18 protein-coding genes and 2 tRNA genes are annotated in these 22,716 nt (G+C 55.9%); 12 read left to right on the forward strand and 8 right to left on the reverse strand.

Annotated elements, in window-relative coordinates:
* Window positions 1-4: 4 nt before the first annotated feature.
* Both H650_RS03270 and H650_RS03275 read right to left on the reverse strand, forming a co-directional pair.
* The gene (locus H650_RS03270) at window positions 5-901 is read right to left on the reverse strand and encodes an aldo/keto reductase (RefSeq protein WP_016496289.1); all 897 of its coding nucleotides are present in this window, start codon (window positions 899-901) and stop codon (window positions 5-7) included.
* 49 nt (window positions 902-950) lie between these two features.
* Window positions 951-1,190, reverse strand: coding sequence for a DUF1289 domain-containing protein (locus H650_RS03275; RefSeq protein WP_016496290.1), 240 nt, complete (start codon window positions 1,188-1,190; stop codon window positions 951-953).
* A 120-nt stretch (window positions 1,191-1,310) separates the two neighbouring features.
* Between H650_RS03275 and H650_RS03280 the strand changes: the two genes are divergently transcribed.
* The 4 genes from H650_RS03280 to rnt all read left to right on the forward strand — a co-directional run bounded on the left by H650_RS03280 (window position 1,311) and on the right by rnt (window position 4,307).
* Entirely contained in the window at window positions 1,311-1,907 is a 597-nt protein-coding gene (locus tag H650_RS03280; RefSeq protein ID WP_016496291.1) for a TetR/AcrR family transcriptional regulator, read from the forward strand.
* Between the two features lie 56 nt (window positions 1,908-1,963).
* Window positions 1,964-3,058: an alkene reductase gene (locus H650_RS03285; protein WP_016496292.1), complete on the forward strand. Its 1,095-nt coding sequence runs from the start codon at window positions 1,964-1,966 to the stop codon at window positions 3,056-3,058.
* Between the two features lie 95 nt (window positions 3,059-3,153).
* Entirely contained in the window at window positions 3,154-3,561 is a 408-nt protein-coding gene (gene gloA / locus H650_RS03290; RefSeq protein ID WP_016496293.1) for a lactoylglutathione lyase, read from the forward strand.
* Between the two features lie 92 nt (window positions 3,562-3,653).
* Window positions 3,654-4,307 carry a ribonuclease T gene (gene rnt / locus H650_RS03295; protein WP_016496294.1) on the forward strand — a complete coding sequence of 218 codons (654 nt, stop codon included), beginning with the start codon at window positions 3,654-3,656 and terminating at the stop codon, window positions 4,305-4,307.
* A gap of 38 nt (window positions 4,308-4,345) precedes the next feature.
* Here the strand turns inward: rnt and H650_RS03300 are convergent, their stop codons facing one another.
* Window positions 4,346-4,690, reverse strand: coding sequence for a Grx4 family monothiol glutaredoxin (locus tag H650_RS03300; RefSeq protein WP_016496295.1), 345 nt, complete (start codon window positions 4,688-4,690; stop codon window positions 4,346-4,348).
* Window positions 4,691-5,029: 339 nt separating this feature from the next.
* On the opposite strand from H650_RS03300, the gene H650_RS03305 reads away from it, so the two are divergent.
* A complete protein-coding gene (locus tag H650_RS03305; protein ID WP_044489372.1) occupies window positions 5,030-5,860 on the forward strand; it encodes a C40 family peptidase in 831 nt (276 codons plus the stop codon).
* Between the two features lie 124 nt (window positions 5,861-5,984).
* On the forward strand, window positions 5,985-6,566 hold the full coding sequence (gene sodB, locus H650_RS03310) for a superoxide dismutase [Fe] (RefSeq protein ID WP_016496297.1): 582 nt from the start codon (window positions 5,985-5,987) through the stop codon (window positions 6,564-6,566).
* A gap of 54 nt (window positions 6,567-6,620) precedes the next feature.
* Here the strand turns inward: sodB and H650_RS03315 are convergent, their stop codons facing one another.
* A complete protein-coding gene (locus tag H650_RS03315) occupies window positions 6,621-7,790 on the reverse strand; it encodes an MFS transporter (protein ID WP_044489666.1) in 1,170 nt (389 codons plus the stop codon).
* Window positions 7,791-7,958: 168 nt separating this feature from the next.
* Window positions 7,959-8,048: a cytochrome bd-I oxidase subunit CydH gene (cydH, locus tag H650_RS25130; RefSeq protein ID WP_016496299.1), complete on the reverse strand. Its 90-nt coding sequence runs from the start codon at window positions 8,046-8,048 to the stop codon at window positions 7,959-7,961.
* 297 nt (window positions 8,049-8,345) lie between these two features.
* Between cydH and purR the strand changes: the two genes are divergently transcribed.
* Window positions 8,346-9,371 carry an HTH-type transcriptional repressor PurR gene (gene purR, locus H650_RS03320; RefSeq protein ID WP_016496300.1) on the forward strand — a complete coding sequence of 342 codons (1,026 nt, stop codon included), beginning with the start codon at window positions 8,346-8,348 and terminating at the stop codon, window positions 9,369-9,371.
* A gap of 18 nt (window positions 9,372-9,389) precedes the next feature.
* Here purR and punR read toward each other — a convergent pair whose 3' ends face one another.
* A complete protein-coding gene (gene punR, locus H650_RS03325) occupies window positions 9,390-10,301 on the reverse strand; it encodes a DNA-binding transcriptional activator PunR (RefSeq protein ID WP_016496301.1) in 912 nt (303 codons plus the stop codon).
* A 112-nt stretch (window positions 10,302-10,413) separates the two neighbouring features.
* Between punR and punC the strand changes: the two genes are divergently transcribed.
* Both punC and cfa read left to right on the forward strand, forming a co-directional pair.
* Window positions 10,414-11,610 carry a purine nucleoside transporter PunC gene (gene punC, locus H650_RS03330; RefSeq protein WP_016496302.1) on the forward strand — a complete coding sequence of 399 codons (1,197 nt, stop codon included), beginning with the start codon at window positions 10,414-10,416 and terminating at the stop codon, window positions 11,608-11,610.
* Window positions 11,611-11,912: 302 nt separating this feature from the next.
* On the forward strand, window positions 11,913-13,061 hold the full coding sequence (gene cfa, locus H650_RS03335; RefSeq protein ID WP_016496303.1) for a cyclopropane fatty acyl phospholipid synthase: 1,149 nt from the start codon (window positions 11,913-11,915) through the stop codon (window positions 13,059-13,061).
* 31 nt (window positions 13,062-13,092) lie between these two features.
* Here cfa and H650_RS03340 read toward each other — a convergent pair whose 3' ends face one another.
* Complete coding sequence (locus H650_RS03340; RefSeq protein ID WP_016496304.1) at window positions 13,093-13,734, reverse strand: riboflavin synthase; 642 nt, start codon at window positions 13,732-13,734, stop codon at window positions 13,093-13,095.
* 313 nt (window positions 13,735-14,047) lie between these two features.
* Between H650_RS03340 and mdtK the strand changes: the two genes are divergently transcribed.
* The 3 genes from mdtK (at window position 14,048) to H650_RS03355 (ending at window position 15,738) form a co-directional block, all read left to right on the forward strand.
* On the forward strand, window positions 14,048-15,421 hold the full coding sequence (gene mdtK, locus H650_RS03345) for an MdtK family multidrug efflux MATE transporter (RefSeq protein ID WP_044489373.1): 1,374 nt from the start codon (window positions 14,048-14,050) through the stop codon (window positions 15,419-15,421).
* Window positions 15,422-15,572: 151 nt separating this feature from the next.
* A tRNA-Val gene (locus H650_RS03350) sits at window positions 15,573-15,649 on the forward strand.
* Window positions 15,650-15,661: 12 nt separating this feature from the next.
* Window positions 15,662-15,738 (forward strand) — tRNA-Val (locus H650_RS03355).
* A gap of 160 nt (window positions 15,739-15,898) precedes the next feature.
* On the opposite strand, the gene H650_RS03360 is transcribed toward H650_RS03355, so the two are convergent.
* The gene (locus tag H650_RS03360; protein ID WP_016496306.1) at window positions 15,899-22,702 is read right to left on the reverse strand and encodes an AIDA repeat-containing protein; all 6,804 of its coding nucleotides are present in this window, start codon (window positions 22,700-22,702) and stop codon (window positions 15,899-15,901) included.
* Between the last annotated feature and the right edge of the window lie 14 nt (window positions 22,703-22,716).

Raw genomic sequence — 22,716 nt, forward strand, 5'->3', positions numbered from 1 at the left:
CGCGTTATGGCACGTCGTAACCAAGCGCCGCTTTGCGAATACGGAACCACTGTTGGCGCGTCATCTGAAGGTTCAGTGCCCCCAGCGCCGAACGCACGCGCTCAATTTTACCCGAGCCAATAATGGGCAGCGGCGCAGACGGCAGACGCATCACCCAGGCATAGACCACCTGTTCGATGGTTTCGGCATTCAGTTCCTGCGCAACGCGCGCCAGTTCATCACGTAGCGGCTGGAACGCAGCATCGTTAAACAGACGCCCGCCGCCGAGACATGACCATGCCATCGGGCGGATGCGCAGCTGCTGCAGTTGATCCAGCGTACCATCCAGCAGTAGCGGCTGGTGAACCGGCGAGATCTCGACCTGGTTGGTCGCCAGCGTAAATGGCAGGCGTGACTGCAACAGAGAGAACTGAGCGGGTGTGAAGTTAGAAACGCCAAAGTGGCGCACTTTTCCGCTCTGATGCAAATGCAGAAATGCTTCCGCCACCTCATCGGCGTCCATCAACGGATCGGGACGGTGGATCAGTAACAAATCAAGGTGATCGGTGGCAAGATTCACCAGCGACTGTTCGGCACTGCGAATAATGTGGTCGCGTTCAGTAATGTAATGACCCAGCGCATGTTCCGGTTTCGCGGTGGTGGCGATGCCACATTTGCTGACAATCTCCATGCGGGCACGCAGACGCGGAGCGAGCTTGAGCGCTTCGCCAAATGCGGCCTCACACAGATAACCGCCGTAAATATCCGCGTGATCAACGGTAGTCACACCGAGATCAAGATGAGACTCAATGAAGCTAACCAGCTGCTGCGGGGACATGTTCCAGTCCATTAAACGCCAGTAGCCCATCACAAAACGGGAGAACTCCGGGCCTTGCGGCGCGAGGGCAATACGTTGAACCATAATGATTTCCTCGAAGGTAATTTGCCTTCGAGTATACGCATTTTGGCGACTAAAACAGTGAAGGTTGCTGAGGTTCTTCCGCAGAGGACGCTTTGTTTGCGCGCATTTTGCGCTGCAGGCGCTGGCGGCACAAACGCAGCACCTCCTGCTTTTGCGCATCGGTCATTTTTTGCCAGTTAAAACGCTCATCGCGGCTACGCATGCAGCCACGACAAAAACCGCGCTCATCCGACTGGCAAATACCGCGGCACGGGCTCTGGACGGGGAAAAACTCCAGTTGTTCTGGCACAGTCGTCTCCGGTAATACAGGCAGTTCCCTTTATTGAAGACTGCCTGTCGACAACGCGCAAGGCGAAAAACGCATTGTTCGCCACTTGCAACAGACCGATCGGTCTAGTAGAGTGGCGCGATGAGCAGAAATACCGAACATGACACGCGCGAACATTTACTGGCGACCGGCGAGCAGCTTTGCATGCATCGCGGGTTTACCGGTATGGGCCTGAGCGAATTACTGAAAACAGCGGAAGTGCCAAAAGGCTCTTTCTACCACTATTTTCGCTCTAAAGAGGCGTTCGGCGTGGCGTTGCTTGAGCGTCACTATGCCGCGTATCACCAGCGGCTGGCGGCCCATTTCGCCAGCGGGCCGGGAAACTACCGTGACAAGCTGCTGGCGTATTATCAGGAGACGCTCCGGCAGTTTAGCCAACAGGGAATTATTAGCGGTTGCCTGACGGTGAAACTGTCGGCGGAAGTGTGCGATCTGTCGGAAGACATGCGTTCAGCAATGGACAAAGGCGCGAGCGGCGTTATCGCCCTGCTCGCGGATACGCTGGAAAAAGGGCGTAACGATCGCAGCTTAACGTTTCAGGGCGAACCACTAACGCAGGCGCAAGTGTTGTACTCCCTGTGGTTAGGTGCCAATTTGCAGGCCAAAATTTCGCGAAGCGCCCTGCCGCTGGAAAGCGCGCTGGCGCATGCAAACAGCATCATTGCAACGCCTGTCTGAGAGCAGGCATTTTTATTTCACTTTTTACTAGTCGACCGGTCTATTCAGGAGTTGTTATGTCCAGTAAATTATTTACGCCGCTGAAAGTGGGCGCTATTACCGTTCCAAACCGCGTTTTTATGGCACCGTTGACGCGACTGCGCAGCATCGAGCCGGGTGATATTCCTACGCCGTTAATGGCGGAATATTATCGTCAGCGCGCCAGCTCCGGCCTGATTATCAGCGAAGCCACGCAAATCTCCGCGCAGGCGAAAGGCTATGCCGGCGCACCGGGTCTGCACAGCGCAGAACAAATTGCGGCATGGCAGAAAATCACCGATGCCGTGCATAGCGAAAACGGCCGTATCGCCGTACAGCTGTGGCACACCGGTCGTATCTCGCACAGCAGTCTGCAACCGGGTGGTGCCGCGCCGGTCGCACCGTCAGCCATCAACGCGGGAACGCGTACCTCTCTGCGTGATGCCAACGGCAACGCCACGCGTGAAGACACCTCCACGCCGCGCGCGCTGGAAACCGATGAGATCCCGGGTATCGTTAATGATTTCCGCCAGGCCGTTGCCAATGCGCGCGACGCCGGGTTTGATCTGGTTGAACTGCACTCGGCCCATGGTTACCTGTTGCACCAGTTCCTTTCACCGTCGGCGAACCAGCGTACCGACCAGTACGGCGGCAGCGTGGAAAATCGCGCGCGCCTGGTGCTGGAAGTGGTCGACGCGGTAAGCAAAGAGTGGGACGCAGAGCGCATTGGTATTCGCGTGTCTCCGATCGGTTCTTTCCAGAACATGGATAACGGCCCGAACGAAGAAGCCGATGCGTTATATCTGATCGAGGAACTGGGCAAGCGCGGTATTGCTTACCTGCATATGTCAGAGCCGGACTGGGCCGGCGGTGAACCGTACACCGACGCGTTCCGTGAAAAAGTGCGCGCACGTTTCCACGGCCCGATCATTGGTGCAGGTGCCTATACCCCGGAAAAAGCGGAACAGTTGATCGAGAAAGGTTTGATTGACGCGGTAGCCTTTGGTCGCGCCTATATCGCCAACCCGGACCTGGTAAAACGTCTGCAACTGAAAGCGGAACTGAACCCACAGCGCCCGGAAAGCTTCTATGGCGGCGGCGCGGAAGGTTACACCGACTACCCTTCTCTGTGATCCTCTGATTGTTCATTGATAGCGGCGGGTCTGCGCCGCTATACTAAAACTGTGTTTCTATTCGGAACGTTAACACATTCATACAAGAGGATATTATGCGCTTACTTCACACCATGCTGCGCGTCGGCAACCTGCAACGCTCCATCGAATTTTATACTAACGTGCTGGGCATGAAGCTGCTGCGTACCAGTGAAAACCCGGAATATAAATATTCGCTGGCTTTCGTTGGCTACGGCCCGGAAAGCGAAGAAGCGGTGATTGAACTGACCTACAACTGGGGCGTGGAAAGCTACGATCTGGGTAATGCTTACGGTCATATCGCGCTGAGCGTGGAAAACGCGGCGCAAGCTTGCGAAGCTATCCGCAACAACGGCGGTAATGTGACGCGTGAAGCGGGTCCGGTTAAAGGTGGAACCACGGTTATCGCCTTCGTTGAAGATCCGGACGGTTACAAAATCGAGCTGATCGAAGAGAAAGACGCCGGTAAAGGCCTGGGTAACTAATCCCCTCCGGGCGCGCTTTGCGCCCGCTGTTTTACATCCCTTCGTAAAATTTGCCATAATGCGCTGCCATTTTCCCGTATCAAGAGATCCTGATGTCCGATAACGCTCAACTGACTGGTCTGTGCGACCGTTTTCGCGGTTTTTACCCTGTGGTAATTGATGTTGAAACCGCCGGGTTTAACGCCAAAACCGACGCGCTGCTGGAGGTCGCCGCCATTACGCTGAAAATGGATGAACAAGGCTGGCTCATGCCCGACAGCACGCTGCATTTCCACGTTGAGCCTTTCGAAGGCGCGAACCTGCAACCCGAAGCGCTGGCCTTTAACGGCATTGATCCGGGCAATCCGCTGCGTGGCGCGGTGAGTGAGCATGACGCCCTGCATGCCATTTTTAAAATGGTGCGCAAAGGCATTAAAGATCAGGGTTGTAACCGCGCAATTATGGTGGCGCACAACGCGACGTTCGATCACAGTTTTATGATGGCCGCTGCGGAACGCGCTTCACTGAAACGCAACCCGTTCCACCCGTTTGTCACTTTCGATACCGCGTCTTTAAGCGGGCTGGCACTCGGGCAGACGGTGCTGTCAAAAGCGTGTGGCGCGGCGGGCATCGCGTTTGACGCCTCGCAGGCGCACTCCGCGCTATACGATACAGAGCAAACCGCCCTGCTATTTTGCGAAATCGTCAATCGCTGGAAGCGCCTTGGCGGCTGGCCGTTGCCTATCGCGGACGAAAATCAGGCATAAAAAAAGCGACCGTCAGGTCGCTTTTTTATTGGCAGAAATTACTCTGCGCTCGGCTCGTCTTTATGTTTTGCCGCCGCTTCTTTGATAAGCGTCTGCAATTCGCCGCGTTGATACATTTCAATCACGATATCGCAGCCGCCAACCAGTTCACCTTCAACCCACAGCTGCGGGAAGGTCGGCCAGTTAGCGTATTTCGGCAGTTCTGCGCGAATATCCGGGTTTTGCAGAATGTCTACATAGGCAAAACGTTCACCGCATGCAGAGAGCGCTTGTACCGCCTGGGCGGAGAAACCGCAGCTTGGCAGCTTCGGAGAGCCTTTCATATACAGCAGAATCGGGTTTTCAGCGATCTGGCGCTGGATTTTTTCAAGTGTTGTGCTCATTGTCATGCTTCCTTCAACTTCTTCTACGGCAGATGTTCGCCATTGTAACGGTTCATAGGGGCATCGGAAAATAACATTTTGTTCACCGTTCATGATTTTATCGTCTGTCGGCAAAAGTTGCCTTAAGAATATGACTTAACTCAACTCGCCATCCCGCTTGCTGCCTAACTCTTGAGCACATAGAAACGTTTTGCTGCTTTTTTTTGCGCTTGTTAACGAAACGAAGCTATAGATGCAAAAACAGTATTAACTTTTGGGGTTTTTATGGATTAGAATCGACGAGTTTTAAAAAACCATTTGCAGGCATATTAAATGCTTGCCCTAACAGGGGATTGCTCAGTGGCGCGGATACCAAAAGCTTCAATCACGCTCTGTGCTTTGTTGTTCACCACGATTTCTTTCACGCCATTAGCGAGTGCCTCTGAACAGGCGCGAGCGTCGGCCGTGCAAAAATCGCATCTGGCGAAAGCATCCGAACGTAAGAAAAAAAATACATCACAAAAGACACCAAAGAAAAACAGTCGCAGTCCGGCAGAAAAAACCACCAGCAAAAAAACAACGGAGAGTAAAAAAGCTCCGGCAAACAAAAAAGTTACTACCAGCAAAAAAGCCAGCAAAATCACCTCGCGTCGTAATACATCCAGCCCGTTAAAAACCACCGCCGTCACCTGGACTGAGAAATGTACGCCGCGCAAAGGCCACAAGCCGCATTGTGTGAAGGTTAAAAGCACTAACGCCATCGCCGATGTGCATAAAGTTCGCATTCAAAAAGCACAAAAAACCGCCATGTCCAAGCTGATGAATCAGATTGGCAAGCCTTATCACTGGGGCGGCACCTCACCAAGCACCGGTTTCGATTGCAGCGGTCTGGTCTATTACGCATATAAGGATCTGGTGAAATTCCGTATTCCGCGTACCGCCAATGAAATGTATCACCTGCGCGATGCATCGCCGGTGAATGTGGCGGAACTGGAGAGCGGCGATCTGGTGTTCTTCCGTACCCAGGGCCGTGGTACCGCCGATCACGTGGGCGTGTACGTCGGTAATGGTAAATTCATTCAGTCTCCGCGTAGCGGCCAGGACATTCAGGTTACCTCGCTGAGTGAAGATTACTGGCAGCGCCATTATGTTGGCGCGCGTCGCGTCGTGACGCCGAAAACCATTCGCTGACCCCTCACCTGCCGCGCCTGCGGCAGGTAACTCCCTCTTTTGTCTGGCCTTTCGATTTGCTACCCTAATCCGCACATCCAGTAGGGCTATTGGGTGTTATTAAAATAATGAAAGGAGAATAGCAATGTCGTTTGAATTACCTGCATTACCGTATGCAAAAGACGCCCTGGCGCCGCATATCTCAGCCGAAACGCTGGAATACCACTATGGTAAACACCATCAGACGTATGTCACCAACCTCAACAACCTGATCAAAGGCAGCGCTTTTGAAGGTAAATCGCTGGAAGAGATTGTGAAAAGCAGCGAAGGCGGCGTGTTCAATAATGCAGCCCAGGTCTGGAATCATACTTTCTACTGGAACTGCCTGGCCCCGAATGCTGGCGGTGAACCGACCGGTGAGCTGGCGGCAGCTATCGCCAAATCATTCGGCAGCTTTGCCGAATTCAAAGCGCAATTCACCGATGCTGCGGTTAAAAACTTCGGTGCTGGCTGGACGTGGCTGGTGAAAAAAGCGGATGGCACATTAGCCATTGTTTCAACGTCTAATGCGGGCACTCCGCTGACAAGCGATGCAACCCCGCTGTTAACCGTCGATGTCTGGGAACATGCGTATTACATCGATTACCGTAATGCGCGTCCGAACTACCTCGAACATTTCTGGGCGCTGGTAAACTGGTCATTCGTGGCCAAAAATTTAGCGGCATAAACGCGGCATAAAACAAAGGAGGGGCTAGCCCCTCCTTTTTTGCATTTGTGCTATTTATTCTGCTGCGGCACAGGCACGTTCTGGCTGAGAGTGACCAGAGAACAGCACCACCAGCAGGCCCAGCCCGGCAATAATTGCCCCCATAACCGGGACGAAATCATAACCCAGCCCAGCGGAAATCACTGCCCCACCGGCTGCCGCGCCCAGCGCGTTACCGAGGTTAAAGGCACCGATATTGACTGAAGATGAAAGGCCCGGTGCTTCATGCGCAACGCGCATGACACGCATCTGCAACGGCGGAACCACCGCAAACGTCGCCGCGCCCCACACCACCATGCTGATGGCTGCGCCCACTTCACTGCGCGCCAGGAACGGGATCGCCAGCATGATGGCAATCAGCAGGATCAAAAAACCTTTCAGCGTGCCGGTGACCGAGCGATCCGCCAGTTTGCCGCCAAGATAATTACCAATGGAGAAACCAACGCCAATCAACACCAGCATCGCCGTCACAAAAACGGGAGTGGCATCGGTAATGGTGTGCAGTACCGGCGCAATGTAGGTATACAGCGTGAACATGGCGCCTGCGCCGAGCACGGTGGTCAGCAATGCGGACAACACTTGTGGGCGTACCAGTACCGACAGCTCTTTACGTACGTCCGGGCGCTCACCTGTGCCACCTTTCGGCAGCGAAAAGAACAGGCTTGCCATGGCAATCACACCCAGCCCGGCGGTGGCCATGAAGGACATACGCCAGCCAATGGTTTCACCCAGCCAGGTTGCGGCAGGCACACCGCCAATGTTAGCAATGGTCAGCCCCATAAACATGGTTGCCACTGCGCTGGCCTGCTTCTCTTTGGCGACAACGCTTGCCGCCACCACCGAGCCAAGACCAAAAAACGCGCCGTGGTTCAGGCTGGTGACGATCCGCGCCAGCATTAATGTGGCGTAATCCGGCGCAATCGCCGACAGCACGTTACCGAGCGTAAAAATCGCCATCAAAAAGATCAGGGCATTGCGTCTGCCGCGGTGAGACAGCAGCAATGTCATTAACGGCGCACCGACCATTACGCCGATAGCGTAGGCGCTAATCAGCATCCCCGCCGCCGGAATAGAAACGTCGACGCCGCGGGCAATAACCGGCAGTAATCCCATCGGGGAAAACTCGGTGGTACCAATGCCGAAGGCGCCAATCGCCAGGGCAAGCAAAGGGAAATTAATTTTCATCTGTGACTCCAAAATAGACATGCCGACTTGCGACCCTGTCGCTGAAGCCAAAAGTATGACAGCTATCACAAAAAACAGAAGTTAGCAGAATGACAAAAGATTATTGCAGAAGTGATAACAATGGCGGGGAAGAAAACCGAGGGAGAAAAGGCTCTCCCTCGCGATAGATCAATGCAGTGCAGCAGTCAGACCGCCGAAAACAATCAGGCTCAGAACGATGACGGTAGTGATTAAAGAATACTTCAGATCGGTGCTCATCAATTTTCCCCTTTTTAATTTCCCCACAAAAAGTGAGATAACGCATTTTTGCACAAATTATCTTAAAAATCTTGCGGGAATTCGCAGGAGAAACGTTTTAATACTTCCCCTTTTGCTCAAGATCAGACAAAATTCGACGCTAAATTTATTAGCGTACCGGCCATTGACTCCCCTCCTGACGTCCAGTGTCGTTTTCCCGGCGTACCGCACCCCCTTTGATGGGTACAGGGTGATTAAAGGCAAACGTTTACCTTAAGTATTATCAGGAGCTTATGATATGGTCTGGAGTGATATCTGATGGCAACGATTAAAGACGTAGCGAAACGAGCAAACGTTTCCACTACAACCGTATCACATGTAATTAACAAAACCCGTTTCGTCGCCGAAGAGACGCGCAACGCTGTGTGGGCGGCGATTAAAGAGTTGCACTATTCCCCCAGCGCCGTCGCCCGCAGCCTGAAAGTGAATCACACTAAATCGATCGGCTTGCTGGCCACCAGCAGTGAAGCGGCCTACTTTGCTGAAATTATTGAAGCCGTAGAGAAAAAGTGCTTCCAGAAGGGTTATACCCTGATCCTCGGCAATGCCTGGAATAGCCTCGAAAAACAGCGTGCTTATCTGTCGATGATGGCGCAAAAGCGCGTTGATGGTTTGCTGGTAATGTGTTCCGAATACCCGGAATCGCTGTTGAGCATGCTGGAAGAGTACCGCCATATTCCGATGGTAGTGATGGACTGGGGCGAAGCGAAGGCCGACTTTACGGATTCCGTTATTGATAACGCCTTTGAAGGCGGTTATATGGCCGGGCGCTACCTTATTGATCGCGGACACCGCGATATTGGCGTGATCCCCGGCCCGCTGGAGCGTAACACTGGCGCTGGCCGTCTGGCCGGCTTTATGAAAGCGATGGAAGAAGCCCTTATCAGCGTGCCGGAAAACTGGATCGTGCAGGGCGATTTCGAGCCGGAATCCGGCTATCGCGCGATGCAGCAAATCCTCAATCAGGCGCATCGCCCTACCGCAGTCTTTTGCGGCGGTGACATTATGGCGATGGGCGCACTGTGCGCTGCCGATGAGATGGGTTTACGCGTACCGCAGGATATTTCCCTGATTGGTTATGACAACGTACGTAACTCACGCTTCTTCACCCCGGCCCTGACCACGATTCACCAGCCGAAAGATTCGCTGGGAGAAACGGCGTTTACCATGCTGCTTGATCGTATCGTCAACAAGCGCGAAGAGTCGCAGTCTATTGAAGTACATCCGCGTCTGGTTGAACGCCGTTCCGTGGCCGATGGCCCGTTCCGCGACTACCGCCGCTAACCGCTTATTACGGAGCCGTTAATTCGGCTCCCGTAACCACTCGTCATTCAGCGTTTCGCTATCTCCCAGATATTCCAGCAGCCAGTTTAACGCCGGGGACGCCTCATTTTGTTGCCATGTCAGGCAGCACGCCGCATCCGGGAAGGGATTTTCCAGGGTCAGCGCAACCCAGTCACCGCTGTCGAGCCGCGGGCGGGCAAAGTGGGCCGGCACCATTCCCACGCATAACCCTGCCGATAAGCACGCCTCCGACGACGCCCAATCAGGAACAATCACGCGTTTCTGATTATCCAGCAGCCAGGTAATACGTTTCGGCAACGAGCGGGACGTATCTTCCTGGATAAGTGAAGGCCAGTTGCGCAAGGTATCGTCGCTAAGCGGGCCTGCCAGTGACGCCAGCGGATGGCGACTGGAAACCACGCATTTCCAGCTCAGCATTCCCATATCGCGAAACGCATAACGCCCACCGACGGGAATAGCCTGCGTTGCGCCGATCGCCAGCTCCACCCGCCCGTCAGCAAGCGCATCCCAGACACCGTTAAAGACTTCCTGGTAGACCTGCAACTCAACATCACTGAAATGTCGATAGAAATCGACGATTAATTGCCGGGTACGTTCAGGTTTTACGATGTTGTCGACGGCGATCGCCAGTTGCCCGCGCCAGCCGTTGGCAATTTGCTGGCACTGCTGACGGGTGATCTGCATTTTTTTGATAACAGCTCGCCCTTCTTTCAAAAACCAGACTCCGGCAGGCGTAAGCTCAACATCCCGATGGCGGCGTTCAAACAGCGGAACAGCCAGCCACTCTTCAAGTTGCCGCACGGTATAGCTCACCGCAGAAGGTACACGGTGTAACTCCTGCGCCGCACCGCTAAAACTGCCATTGCGCGCGACAGCATCAACCACTTCCAGCGAATATTCTGACCACATAATCTGCCTGCAAAAAATTTGAAACCACTACGCAAATATTAGCGTTTCACAAGCGCTAATGCACTCCTTACACTCGACAGCCCTGATTACCTGCAATTAAAGAGAAACACCAATGCAACCTGGCAACGGATTTTTAGTCTGGCTCGCGGGATTAAGCGTGCTCGGCTTTTTAGCCACTGATATGTACCTCCCCGCCTTCAGCGCGATACAGCAAGATTTAGACACATCGTCTGCGGTGGTTAGCGCGACTTTAAGCCTGTTTCTGGCGGGCTTTGCCATTGCGCAACTGGTATGGGGGCCGCTATCAGATCGCTATGGTCGCAAGCCGGTTTTGCTGGCCGGGCTGGCGATTTTCGCGCTGGGCTGTCTTGGAACATTATGGGTACGTGATGCAACCCTGCTGCTGGTACTGCGCTTTCTCCAGGCGGTCGGCGTCTGCGCCGCGACAGTAAGCTGGCAGGCGCTGGTGACGGATAACTACCCCGCGCATCGCGTCAATCGCATCTTCGCCACCATTATGCCGCTCGTGGGTTTGACGCCGGCACTGGCACCGCTGCTGGGCGCCTGGATCCTTGCGCATTTCAGCTGGCAGGCCATTTTCGCCACTTTACTGGCGATAACGCTAATTCTGATGATCCCGGCATGGCGGCTGAAATCACCCGCGCAGAAAAGTGAACACCACGAACAACCGCTGACATTTATGGATCTGCTGCGTGCCCGGGATTATCGCGGGAATGTGATTATCTATGCCGCCTGCTCAGCCAGTTTCTTCGCCTGGCTGACCGGTTCACCGTTTATTCTGCATGAAATGGGTTATGGCCCATCGGTTATTGGCCTCAGTTATGTGCCGCAAACCATCGCCTTTTTGGTGGGCGGTTACGGTTGCCGTGCCGCGTTGCAGAAATGGCAGGGTTCTCGTTTGTTGCCATGGCTGCTGGGGGCGTTCGCGTTAAGTGTCCTCGCCACCTGGGCCGTCGGTTTTATGCCGGACGTGTCGCTGGCCGCGCTGCTCATCCCCTTCTGCTTTATGGCAATGGCCAACGGCGCGATTTACCCTATCGTGGTCGCGCAGGCGCTGCGTCCTTTCCCGCAGGCAACCGGCCGCGCAGCCGCCCTACAGAATACGCTACAGCTGGGTTTATGTTTTCTGGCAAGCCTGGTGGTCTCATGGCTCATCGCCACACCACTGCTGACGACCACCAGTGTCATGCTGGCAATGGTACTACTGGTCGCGCTGGGTTATCGCCTTCAGCGCCGCACGCACGATGAATTAGCAGGTAAAAAGGCTGTGGCTTCCTCGTCGCATTAATAGTTGCGCAAGCGACTATCAACAACACAGTGGTTAGCTTGCTACGGGCTTTTTATTGAATCACCTGATTTTGAAGCCTATACTCATTTTCGGCTGTTTAATAAATACGATAAATATTATGCATTAACGGGTACCGGATTGTACCCGTTTACCCATGGAAGGCCTTTCGGCAAGGGTCCTCTCCCTTCCTCTGTTCTACGTCGGATATCAGCCTCACGGTAAAAACCGTGAGATTTCTCACAAGCCCGAAAAAGCGTCTACGCTGTTTGAAGGTTCTGATCACTGCGAGTGATGGAGAAGTTATGAGTTCATCGTGTATAGAAGAAGTTAGCGTACGGGATGACAATTGGTTCCGTATAGCAAACGAACTGCTGGGTCGCGCAGGTATCCGCGTCAACGGTCCCGCAGCGTCAGATATTCAGGTGAAAAATCCTGATTTTTTCAAACGTGTTTTACAGGAAGGCTCGCTCGGACTCGGCGAAAGTTATATGGACGGCTGGTGGGATTGCGCCCGCCTGGACATATTTTTCACCAAAGTCTTACGCGCCGGGCTGGAAAACCAACTTCCGCACCATTTCAAAGATACACTCCGCATTGCCGGAGCAAGATTATTTAATCTGCAAAGTAAAAAAAGGGCCTGGATTGTGGGCAAAGAACATTACGATCTTGGTAATGATCTGTTTACCCGCATGCTGGACCCGCAGATGCAATACTCTTGCGCCTACTGGAAAGACGCTGAAACGCTGGACGATGCACAACGGGCAAAATTGCGGCTTATTGGTGAAAAGCTGCAGTTGAAACCCGGCATGCGCGTGCTGGATATTGGCTGTGGATGGGGTGGTCTGGCGCAGTTTATGGCGCAAAATTACGGCGTCAGTGTGGTTGGCGTGACGATCTCCGCAGAGCAGCAAAAGCTGGCGCAGAAGCGTTGCGAAGGGTTGGATGTCGATATCCGTTTGCAGGATTATCGCGATCTCGACGAGCAATTTGACCGCATTGTTTCCGTTGGCATGTTTGAACATGTCGGGCCAAAAAACTATGCGACCTATTTCCGCGTTGTCGATCGTAACCTGAAACCCGATGGCATTTTTTTACTGCATACCATCGGCTCAAAACGTACCGATCATAATGTGGATCCGTGGATCAACCGCTACATCTTCCCGAATGGTTGTTTGCCTTCTGTTCGCCAGATTGCGGATGCCAGCGAATCACACTTTGTGATGGAAGACTGGCATAATTTCGGCGCGGATTATGACCGCACGTTAATGGCGTGGCATGAGCGTTTTCTTGCCTCCTGGCCGGAAATCGCCGACAACTACTCGGAACGCTTTAAACGGATGTTCAGCTATTATCTCAATGCCTGCGCGGGGGCGTTTCGTGCGCGGGACATTCAGCTCTGGCAGGTGGTTTTCAGCCGGGGTATTGAACACGGGTTGCGCGTCGCGCGTTAAAAAATAAACCCCGGCATGCCGGGGTTTATTTTTACTCTTCGCTGGCTGCTGCGACAATCGCCGCTTCTTTCGAGGCCAGCACACGCTCCACGGTATCGACAACCGCCTGCGTTTGCGGGTCAATTTCGATATTCACGCGATGCCCCAGTTTTTTCGCGCCAAGCGTCGTACGCTGCAACGTTTCCGGAATTAAATGCACGCAGAAGCGGCTACTGGTGACTTCGCCAACCGTCAGGCTGATCCCGTCAATGCCGATAAAACCTTTGTACAGAATGTATTTCATCAGCGCAGGATCCTGCACTTTGAACCAGATCTGGCGGTTATTTTCCGAGGTGAGAATTTTGACTATTTCGGCGGTGGTCATGATATGACCCGACATTAAGTGACCGCCGATTTCATCGCTGAATTTTGCCGCGCGCTCAACGTTTACCGAGTCGCCCACATTCAGATCGCCGAGGTTGGTGATACGCAGCGTCTCTTTCATCAGATCGAAGCTGATATGGCGGCCGTTAATCGCCGTCACTGTCAGACAGCAACCATTATTGGCAATGGAAGCGCCGGTCTCAATACCATCCAGCATCGTCTCAGGCAACTCAACAACGTGAGTGCGGAAATTGGGTTTATCATCAATTGACACCAGTTTCGCCGTGCCTTGCACAATACCCGTAAACATACTTACCACTCCTGTTCCATTCATACGGCCATTACCGTGTTCTTTACGCACAATAACAGGTGAAATTTACCCTTGCCAGTTTCAATCGCCCTGCCGCCCTTTTTCCCGCCACTCTGGCGAGAAGATAAGCGTAGCGCCGCGTGCTAAAAGATAACTTTGCTTTATGACTGGCATGGCAAAAGCGCGCCATAGCAGGTAATATTTGTACACATGTCGCACCCATCGCTGTGCGGCATCCTTTTTAGCACAAGGAAAAACTCCTTCCTGATTAGTCGTTCCATTCTTCTTATAACTACAAGATAAAGGTGTTCTCGTGCAGAAGTATATGAGAGAAGCGGGTCAGTTACTGGCGCTCGCCGTGCCGGTTATTTTCGCGCAGGTCGCCCAGACAGCCATGGGTTTCGTCGATACGGTAATGGCCGGTGGCTACAGCGCCACGGATATGGCGGCGGTGGCAATCGGGACCTCAATCTGGTTTCCCGCCATTCTGTTCGGCCACGGTCTGCTGCTGGCGATGACGCCGGTGATTGCCCAGTTAAATGGTTCCGGACGTCGCGACAGAATTGCCCATCAGGTTGGCCAGGGGTTCTGGCTGGCAGGCCTGGTCGCGGTGTTGATCATGATTGTGCTGTGGAATGCCGGCCATATTATTTACGCCATGCACAACATCGATCCGCAACTGGCGGATAAAGCCGTGCGTTTTTTACGTGCGTTGATGTGGGGGGCGCCAGGCTATCTCTTTTTCCAGGTGATGCGTAATCAGTGCGAAGGCCTCGCCCGCACGATCCCGGGTATGCTGATGGGGTTTGTCGGCCTGCTGGTGAATATCCCGGTGAACTACATCTTTATTTACGGCCATTTCGGTATGCCCGAACTCGGCGGCGTGGGCTGCGGTGTGGCGACCGCGTCCGTCTATTGGGTGATGTTTATTTGCATGCGCCTGTACGTTAAACGCGCCCGCGCGATGCGTGATATCCAAGCGATGCAACGTTTTGCCAAACCTGACGTCGCGGTGTTAAAACGCCTGACTCAGCTCGGGCTGCCCATTGCACTGGCGCTCTTTTTCGAAGTAACGCTGTTTGCCGTGGTAGCGCTGCTCGTTTCGCCGTTGGGCATTGTCGATGTCGCCGGACATCAGATCGCGCTGAATTTCAGTTCCCTAATGTTTGTTTTACCGCTCTCGCTGTCAGCGGCGGTGACCATTCGCGTCGGGTTTCGTCTCGGCCAGGGTTCAACGCTGGATGCGAAAACCTCAGCCCACACGGGGTTGTTGGTCGGCATCTCCATGGCGGCGTTAACGGCGATTTTCACCGCGTTAATGCGTGAACATATCGCGCTGATCTATAACGATAATCCACAGGTCGTGACGCTGGCATCGCACTTGATGTTGCTGGCGGCGATTTACCAAATCTCCGACTCCATTCAGGTGATTGGCAGCGGTATCCTGCGTGGTTATAAAGATACGCGCTCGATCTTTTTTATCACCTTTATTGCTTACTGGGTGCTGGGTTTACCGGTGGGTTACACGCTGGCGTTAACCGATTTAGTGGTCGACAGAATGGGCCCTGCGGGTTTCTGGATGGGCTTTATTATTGGCCTGACCTCGGCGGCGATAATGATGATGCTGCGGATGCGTTACCTGCAACGTCAGCCCTCGGCAACCATTTTGCAGCGCGCTGCGCGCTAAAACGTTGGTAGCCGCCCGCTGGCGGCTACTTTCACGACATTTTGCTCAGTTGTTCCGCAATCAGGTGAATTGCGTGAGAAATTTGCCATTTTCCGCTTGCCACATCTCCGGCCTGCCGCTAATATTCGTCCCCGTTGTCAACCACAACACTGCGTTCATAGCTCAGTTGGTTAGAGCACCACCTTGACATGGTGGGGGTCGTTGGTTCGAGTCCAATTGAACGCACCATTCCTTTTCAGTGCGTCCGTAGCTCAGTTGGTTAGAGCACCACCTTGACATGGTGGGGGTCGATGGTTCGAGTCCATTCGGACGCACCATTCTTAGTCATTCTCAGCTTTTATTCCTCTTTTTCATCTCAGCATATATTCACCGCCACGCCGACTCTGCGTTAGCGACAGCGATCAAGCTACCTTCTCCGAATGTGCATAAAAAAAAGCCGCACCTTACGGCACGGCTTTTCGTGTTACCGCCTGGCTATCAGAAGCCGACTTTCAGCGTGATTTGACCGCCGTAGCCGCCAGTGCCTGCGTCATTAATGCTCCGGGTGTAGCCCGCGCGCACCCCGAGGGTAACGTTATCGCGGATCTGGCCGTCAATGCCGACATCCAGCGCAGCAGCGGTGCCGTCCTGATCCGGATTGAACGCAACCTCGCTGCCTGCTACGCCCGGTGCGCTGACGTTCAGCGTACCCTTCGTGTCAAAGGTCTGGATGAAAGACGGACGCACCCACCAGCTTACCGGTACCGGTTTGCCAGTCTCTTTCAGCGTCGCGTTGTTGCCCAGACGCAGACCGGCACGCACCTGCTGGCTGTGACCATCGCCGAACTGCACGTCTGCAACGTCATCATTACCATCTTTCAGGTTCACGCCGCGATACTGGTACTGCACCTGCGGTTCCAGCACCAGGCCGCCGCCGATCTCAAACGGCAGACCGGTTTCGAAGGAGCCAACATAGCCCCAGCCGTGAGTTTTCAGACCGTCGCCATCGCGCGGGTTGGTATCGAAGTTGTGACGTGTGCCCTGGGCCACCACATCCATCCACCAGCCGCTCTCATGCACGCCGTTAAGGTAGAGGCCGCCGCTGTAAGCGTCATCACGTACCGTACCGGCTTTCGACTTGTCGTTGCGCTGCACGTCGACGGCAGAAAGCCCCGCCGCACCGTACACCCCAACGGTCCATTCCATGGCAGAAGCCGAACCCTGCCACAGGTCGCTACCGATCTGCAGGAAGGTATAGCCGCCTTTACTGTCCGGTGTGTTGCCGTTACGCAGATCGTTGCTGCCGTGATCGTGGCTCAGTTGACCGGCCTGGAAACGGGCCCACATGTTGCTACCGCTTTCGGCGGCGGTACGCGCCGCATAGCGACGGGCATCCAGCGAACCGAGCAGCGCACTGTCGTAGTCCATGGCCTGCGCATAGACAGAGCTATAGAGATACGTCGCCGAACGGTAGTTCTGCGGGCCGTTCTCGTTGCCACCGGCTTCAGCAGTCGTCAGATACCAGCTCTGGTCGGCGCTGCCCTGTTGCAGGGTGTAGTTATACGCCCCCGCCTGCAGGCTGCCGCTGAGACTGAAAGCATCATCGGTCGTGGTCGCGCCGTTGATGGCATTCACCACCTGGATGCCGTTACCGGTGGTACGTGCACCCAGACCGCCCTGGCTGCGAATGGCGATCCGCGTATTACCGGTGGCGGTGCCGCCGTCCAGCACCAGGCTGTCGCTCACTGCGCTATTACCGTTAAACAGGGTGTTCAGGGTAATGGTGCCGCCATTGCCCACCAGGTTTGTAACCGTCAGGGTTTTCGGAACGAACGTCCCGGTCGGTGCCTGGTAATCGATCGAGCCGCCCAGCGTCAGGTTATTGAGCAGGGAGTCTGCGGTCATCAGCCAGCTTGAACCGGCATCGACGGTCAGGTCTGTCGGGTCGATCATCCCGGTCAGCGTAGTGCCGTTGGTCAACTGCAGCGAGGTGCCGCGCTGGGCGATGATGTCGGTCACGGCATCCAGCCCGCTGAACACCAGCGTACCGCTCTGCAGATAAGTACCGCCCGCCTGATTAAGCGCACCGCTCAGAGTCAGCGTGTTATCACCTTCTTTATACAGCGTACCGCTACCGTTGATGGCCGCGTTAACGGTGTTGGCACTGGTGTCAGTGGTGATACGCAGTTCGCCGCTGTTGTTAACATTGCCGGCAAGCGTAGCGCCGTCGTTGACTTTGGTTATCCCGGTCAGCATCCCGCCTTCGGCGACACTCAGCGTACCGTTCTCGCTTACCACGGTGTTGTTGGCACTGCCGTCAGCGGCAACCGACAGCAGACCGCCGCCTTCCAGCAGCACGCTATCGGCAACTTTATTGGCAATGGAGAAGCTGCCAAGTGCGTTGGTGCCGTTGAGCGTGGTACCGGTGCCCGCCATCAATGCTGCGCCGCTATTGAGATTGATATTGGTGACCGTTGCGCCATCTTCCAGCGCCAGCACGCCGCCGCGCTCAATCGCCGTCAGATCCGCCGTGCCACCGGCGCGCACGAACTGGGCGCCACCTTTGCTGACGGTCGTGGCAATCGCCGTGCCGCCAAAGGTGACACTCTGGGTACCGTTTTCGCTGACGGTGGACGAGGCGACGGTGCCGCCCTGATTAACCACCTGATCGCCAACCACTTTGTTGTCGATAACGATCGCGCCATCATTGACGTTCTGGATCCCGCCCTCACGGATAATGGTGGAGATCACCGTCCCGCCACTATTCACGTTCTGGGTACCGCCATTGTTAATGGTGGTGCTGATGGCGGTACCGCCGTTCAGCACGTTCTGGATCCCACCGGCCTGGATGACAGCAAGTATTGATGAACCGCCGCTGAAGATATTCTGGATGCCGCGCTCGTAGATCGCCGTGCGAGTCGCCGTCCCGCCGCGGTAGACGTTCTGCACGGCATTCGCCGAAAGATCGGTATCAACGGCACTGCCGCGCACATTCTGCTGGCTGGAGTTGATCATCGAAGTGTTCACCGCCGTTGCGCCCGCAGCGATGTTCTGCACTGCAAAATCATCCATCAGGTTGTTTTCTGCACGCCCACCGCTGTACAGGTTCTGGATGCTGTTGCGGTTACGGGTATCGGTCACTATCGCGCCGTCGTAAATCCCCTGAACCGCACCATCGCTCAGCACGGTAGAGGTGGCTGAACCCCCGCTATAGATGCGTTGTTCCGCCCGGGTGATCTCCGATCCGGTGGTGGTGCCAAAGACCTCCTGAATACCGCCATCAATCACCACAGAGACTTCGGCATTGGCATTTTTGTTGACAACCTGACGCCCGCCGTTTTTCACGATGCTGACAATCGAGGTACCGTCAACCACCTGCAGGCCACCATCGACAAAGGTGAAGTCGGTTACGCCGCCGGAGGCAACATGTTGTCTGCCGCCAGTGGAGATGGTGCCACCGTAGGTGTAACCGCCCGCGTTAACGTTCTGCACGCCACCCTTTTCAACGAGAGTTTCGAAGGCCTGCCCGCCGCTGCCGATATTCTGCGTACCGCCCAGCAGGCGCGCGGCGAAAGATTTCGCGCCGTTATTGACGTGCTGCTCACCGCCATTCATCACGGTGGAGATCGCCACAGCAGAGTTGCTGAGGATCTGCGTCCCGCCGGCGTTAATCACGCTCTGGCGTGCCCAGCCATACGGGTCAACGATCTGCGCACCGCCGTTATTAATCACCGCGTCGAACGACTGGCCGTGTACGCGTTGTACGCCGCCGCTGTTAATCAGCGTGCCGCTGGCCTGACCGCTCTTGGTCACCAGTTGTACCCCGCCGTCGCTGATGCTGGTACCGGAAGCCGAACCTTCCACCAGTTGCGTACCGCCGCCGAACACCGTACCGTCAGAAGCCGCGCCGCCAGCGGAAATGTGTTGCACCCCACCGTTATTGACGATCGAACCGGCAGCGAGGCCGCCGTAGTTGACGATTTGCTGACCGCCGTTATTGATCACGGACGAGATGGCCGTACCGTCTACGCTCTGCACACCACCGCTGTTGATATGGGTGTCGGTGGTTTTACCGCTCCCTGCCACCAGTTGCGTACCGCCATCGTTCACGCTGGCACCGGAGGCAGTACCTTCCACCAGCTGCTTGCCGCCGCCGAAGATGGTGCCGTCAGACGCCGCGCCGCCGAGATTGATGTGCTGCAGACCGCCGCTGTTCACCGTGGTGCCTGCCGCCAGACCACCTTTATTCACCAGCTGGATGCCGCCGTTGCGCACCACTGCCGAGGTCGCGTTGCCATCAACGCTCTGCACGCCGCCGCTGTTGATCAGGGTGCCGGTCGCTTTCCCGGTGGTCGTAACGATTTGATAAGCGCCATCGTTCAGGCTGGTACCGGACGCCGTGCCTGCCACCACCTGTTTACCGCCGCCAAAGATAGTGCCATCAGACGCTGCGCCGCCAAGGTTGATGTGCTGCAGGCCGCCGCTGTGTACAGCAGTACCTGCCGCCAGGCCGCCGTTATTCACCAGTTGGATGCCGCCATCGCGTACCACGGATGAGGTGGCGCTGCCGTCCACGCTCTGCACACCGCCGCTGTTGATTTGCGTACCGGAGGTTTTACCGCTGGCCTGCACGATCTGCTGACCGCCATCGCTGACGCTGGTGCCGGACGCGGTCCCTGCCACCAACTGTTTACCCCCGCCGAAGATAGTGCCATCAGACGCTGCGCCGCCAAGGTTGATATGCTGCAGGCCACCGCTGTTGACGATGGAGCCTGCGGCCAACCCACCGCTGTTCACCAGTTGCACGCCACCGTTGTTCACCACGGCGGAGGTCGCCGAGCCGTCAACGCGCTGCAGACCGCCGCTGTTGATCAGCGCGCCCATGGCAATGCCGCCCACCTGGACGTGCTGAATGCCGCCATCGCCAATAACCGTGTCGCCTGCCATACCCGCGACCTGCTGCGTTCCGCCCAGCAGCGTCGTTTTTGACGCCGCGCCGCCGGCACGCACAATCTGCACACCATCTTTATCGACGCGGGTGTCGTTCGCATGACCGCCGCTGCGGATCAGCTGTTTACCGCCGTTGTAGACGATCGTGCCGTTAGCCGTGCCGTCAACATCCTGGAAACCGCCGTCATAGATTTTGCTGTCGATGGTTTTCCCGGTAACGTGAACCTGTTGCACACCGCCAGAGTCCACGCGGGTGTCGGATGCGGTGCCTTCGACAATCTGGGTACCGCCAAACAGCAGCGCATCCGAGGCAGCGCCGCCTTCGTTGATATGCTGCAGACCACCGGAATTAACCAGCGAGCCTGCGGCAAGCGCGCCGGAGTGGATCAGTTGAACCCCGCTATCGTTGACTACAGCGGAGATCGCCGTGCCGTCTACCGCCTGAGTGCCACCGCTGTTGATGATAGTGTCGGTGGCTTTACCGGTTGCCTGAACAAGCTGGTAGGCACCGTCATTGATGCTGGTGCCGGAGGCCGTACCGGCAACAACTTGCCGACCGCCGCCAAACACCGTGGTGTCGGACGCTGCACCACCTTCATTGATGTGTTGCAGGCCGCCACTGTTAACGGTCGCGTTATCCGCCAGACCGCCGCTGTTCACCAACTGGATGCCGCCTTCATAAATAACCGATGAGTTGGCTGTGCCATCCACGCGCTGCAGGCCGCCATCGTTGATCAGCGATCCGCTGGCGCTGCCACCGACCTGAACGTGCTGTACGCCGCCGGCACCGATAATGGTATCTGCCGCTACGCCCGCCAGTTGCTGAATACCGCCCAACAGCGTGGTGAAGGCGGTTGATCCACCTGAGAGTACATTCTGAATCCCGCCGGTGTTAATAACTGCGCTGGTGGCGGCACCGCCGCTGCGGACTTTCTGCAGGCCGCCGTCGTTCACTTCAGCGGAGAAGGAGACGCCGTCCACATCCTGTTTACCGCCGGCGTTAACCACCGCATCACTGCTCATGCCGCTGGCGTGGATCTGCTGCAGACCGCCGTTATTAATGATGGTGCCGGAGGTGGTGCCTTCCACCAGTTGGGTGCCGCCGAGCAGAATGGCATCGGATGCTGCACCGCCTTCGCTGATATGTTGCAGACCACCGGTGTTCACCACGCCGCCCGTCGCCAGCCCGCCGCGATTAACCTGCTGCGTCCCGCCAGCATTGACGACAGAAGAGATGGCCTGGCCGTCTACGGTCTGCGTGCCGCGATTGTTGATGATGGTTCCGGTGGATTTGCCGGTTTTCTGCACCAGCTGCGCACCGCCATCGTTGACGCTGGTGCCGGATGCGGTTCCCGCCAGTACCTGAGTGCCGCCGCCAAACACCACGCCGTCAGAGGCTGCCCCGCCCTGATTAATATGCTGAATCCCGCCGCTGTTCACGATGGTGCCCGCCGCCAGCGCGCCGCTATGCACCAGTTGGGTACCGCCGCCGTTGACCACTGCGGAGATAGCAGTGCCGTCTACGGTCTGCGTACCGCGATTGTTAATGATGGTGCCGGTGGCTTTACCGGTTTGCTGAACCAGCTGCGCGCCACCGTCGTTGAGGTGCGCACCGGATACCGTGCCGGCCACGACCTGATTGCCGCCGCCAAAGATGGCGGTGTCGGCCGCGGAACCGCCGACGTTAACGTGCTGGACACCCCCGCTGTTTACCGTCGCATCCTGAGAGAAACCACCGCTGTTGATGAGCTGGATGCCGCCGGCGTTAATGACGCCCTGGACGGAACTGCCGTTAACAGCTTGCACGCCACCAGTGTTGATAATCGTCTGGCTTGCCACCCCGCTTTCCTGCACAGTCTGCACACCACCAGCGCCGACAACGGTGCTATTAGCCCTGCCAGCGACCGCCTGCGTACCGCCGCTGTTAAGCTGCGTGCCCGTTGCCGTCCCGTCCACTTCAACAATCTGTGTCCCGTTAGTGACAACGGTACCGGTCGTCTGGCCGTTCTGCCGCACAATCTGCGAACCGCCATCCTGAACACGCGTATCCACGGTCTGCCCGCCCGCCACTATCTGCGTACCACGGGTACTGATGGTATGGTTTGTGGTTAAGCCTCCAGGGCGCACATTCTGAACCCCCTCCTGCACCACCTCATCCTGCGTCGAACCAGTGACGTCCGGGGTAAACGCCATCGCCCCGCTGCTTGCGAACAGGCCACCCACCGCCGCCGAGATCAACACCGCGCCGCCTGCACGCTTGCCTTTCGCCCGGGTCAGTTCTGAAACCACCACAAACGCCCGCTGAACGTCATTCCATACCAGCCGGTAACTGCAGTTAAGACTTTTTTTCATTTCTGTGTCCTCAA

Source organism: Enterobacter sp. R4-368, from assembly GCF_000410515.1.
GTDB lineage: Bacteria > Pseudomonadota > Gammaproteobacteria > Enterobacterales > Enterobacteriaceae > Kosakonia.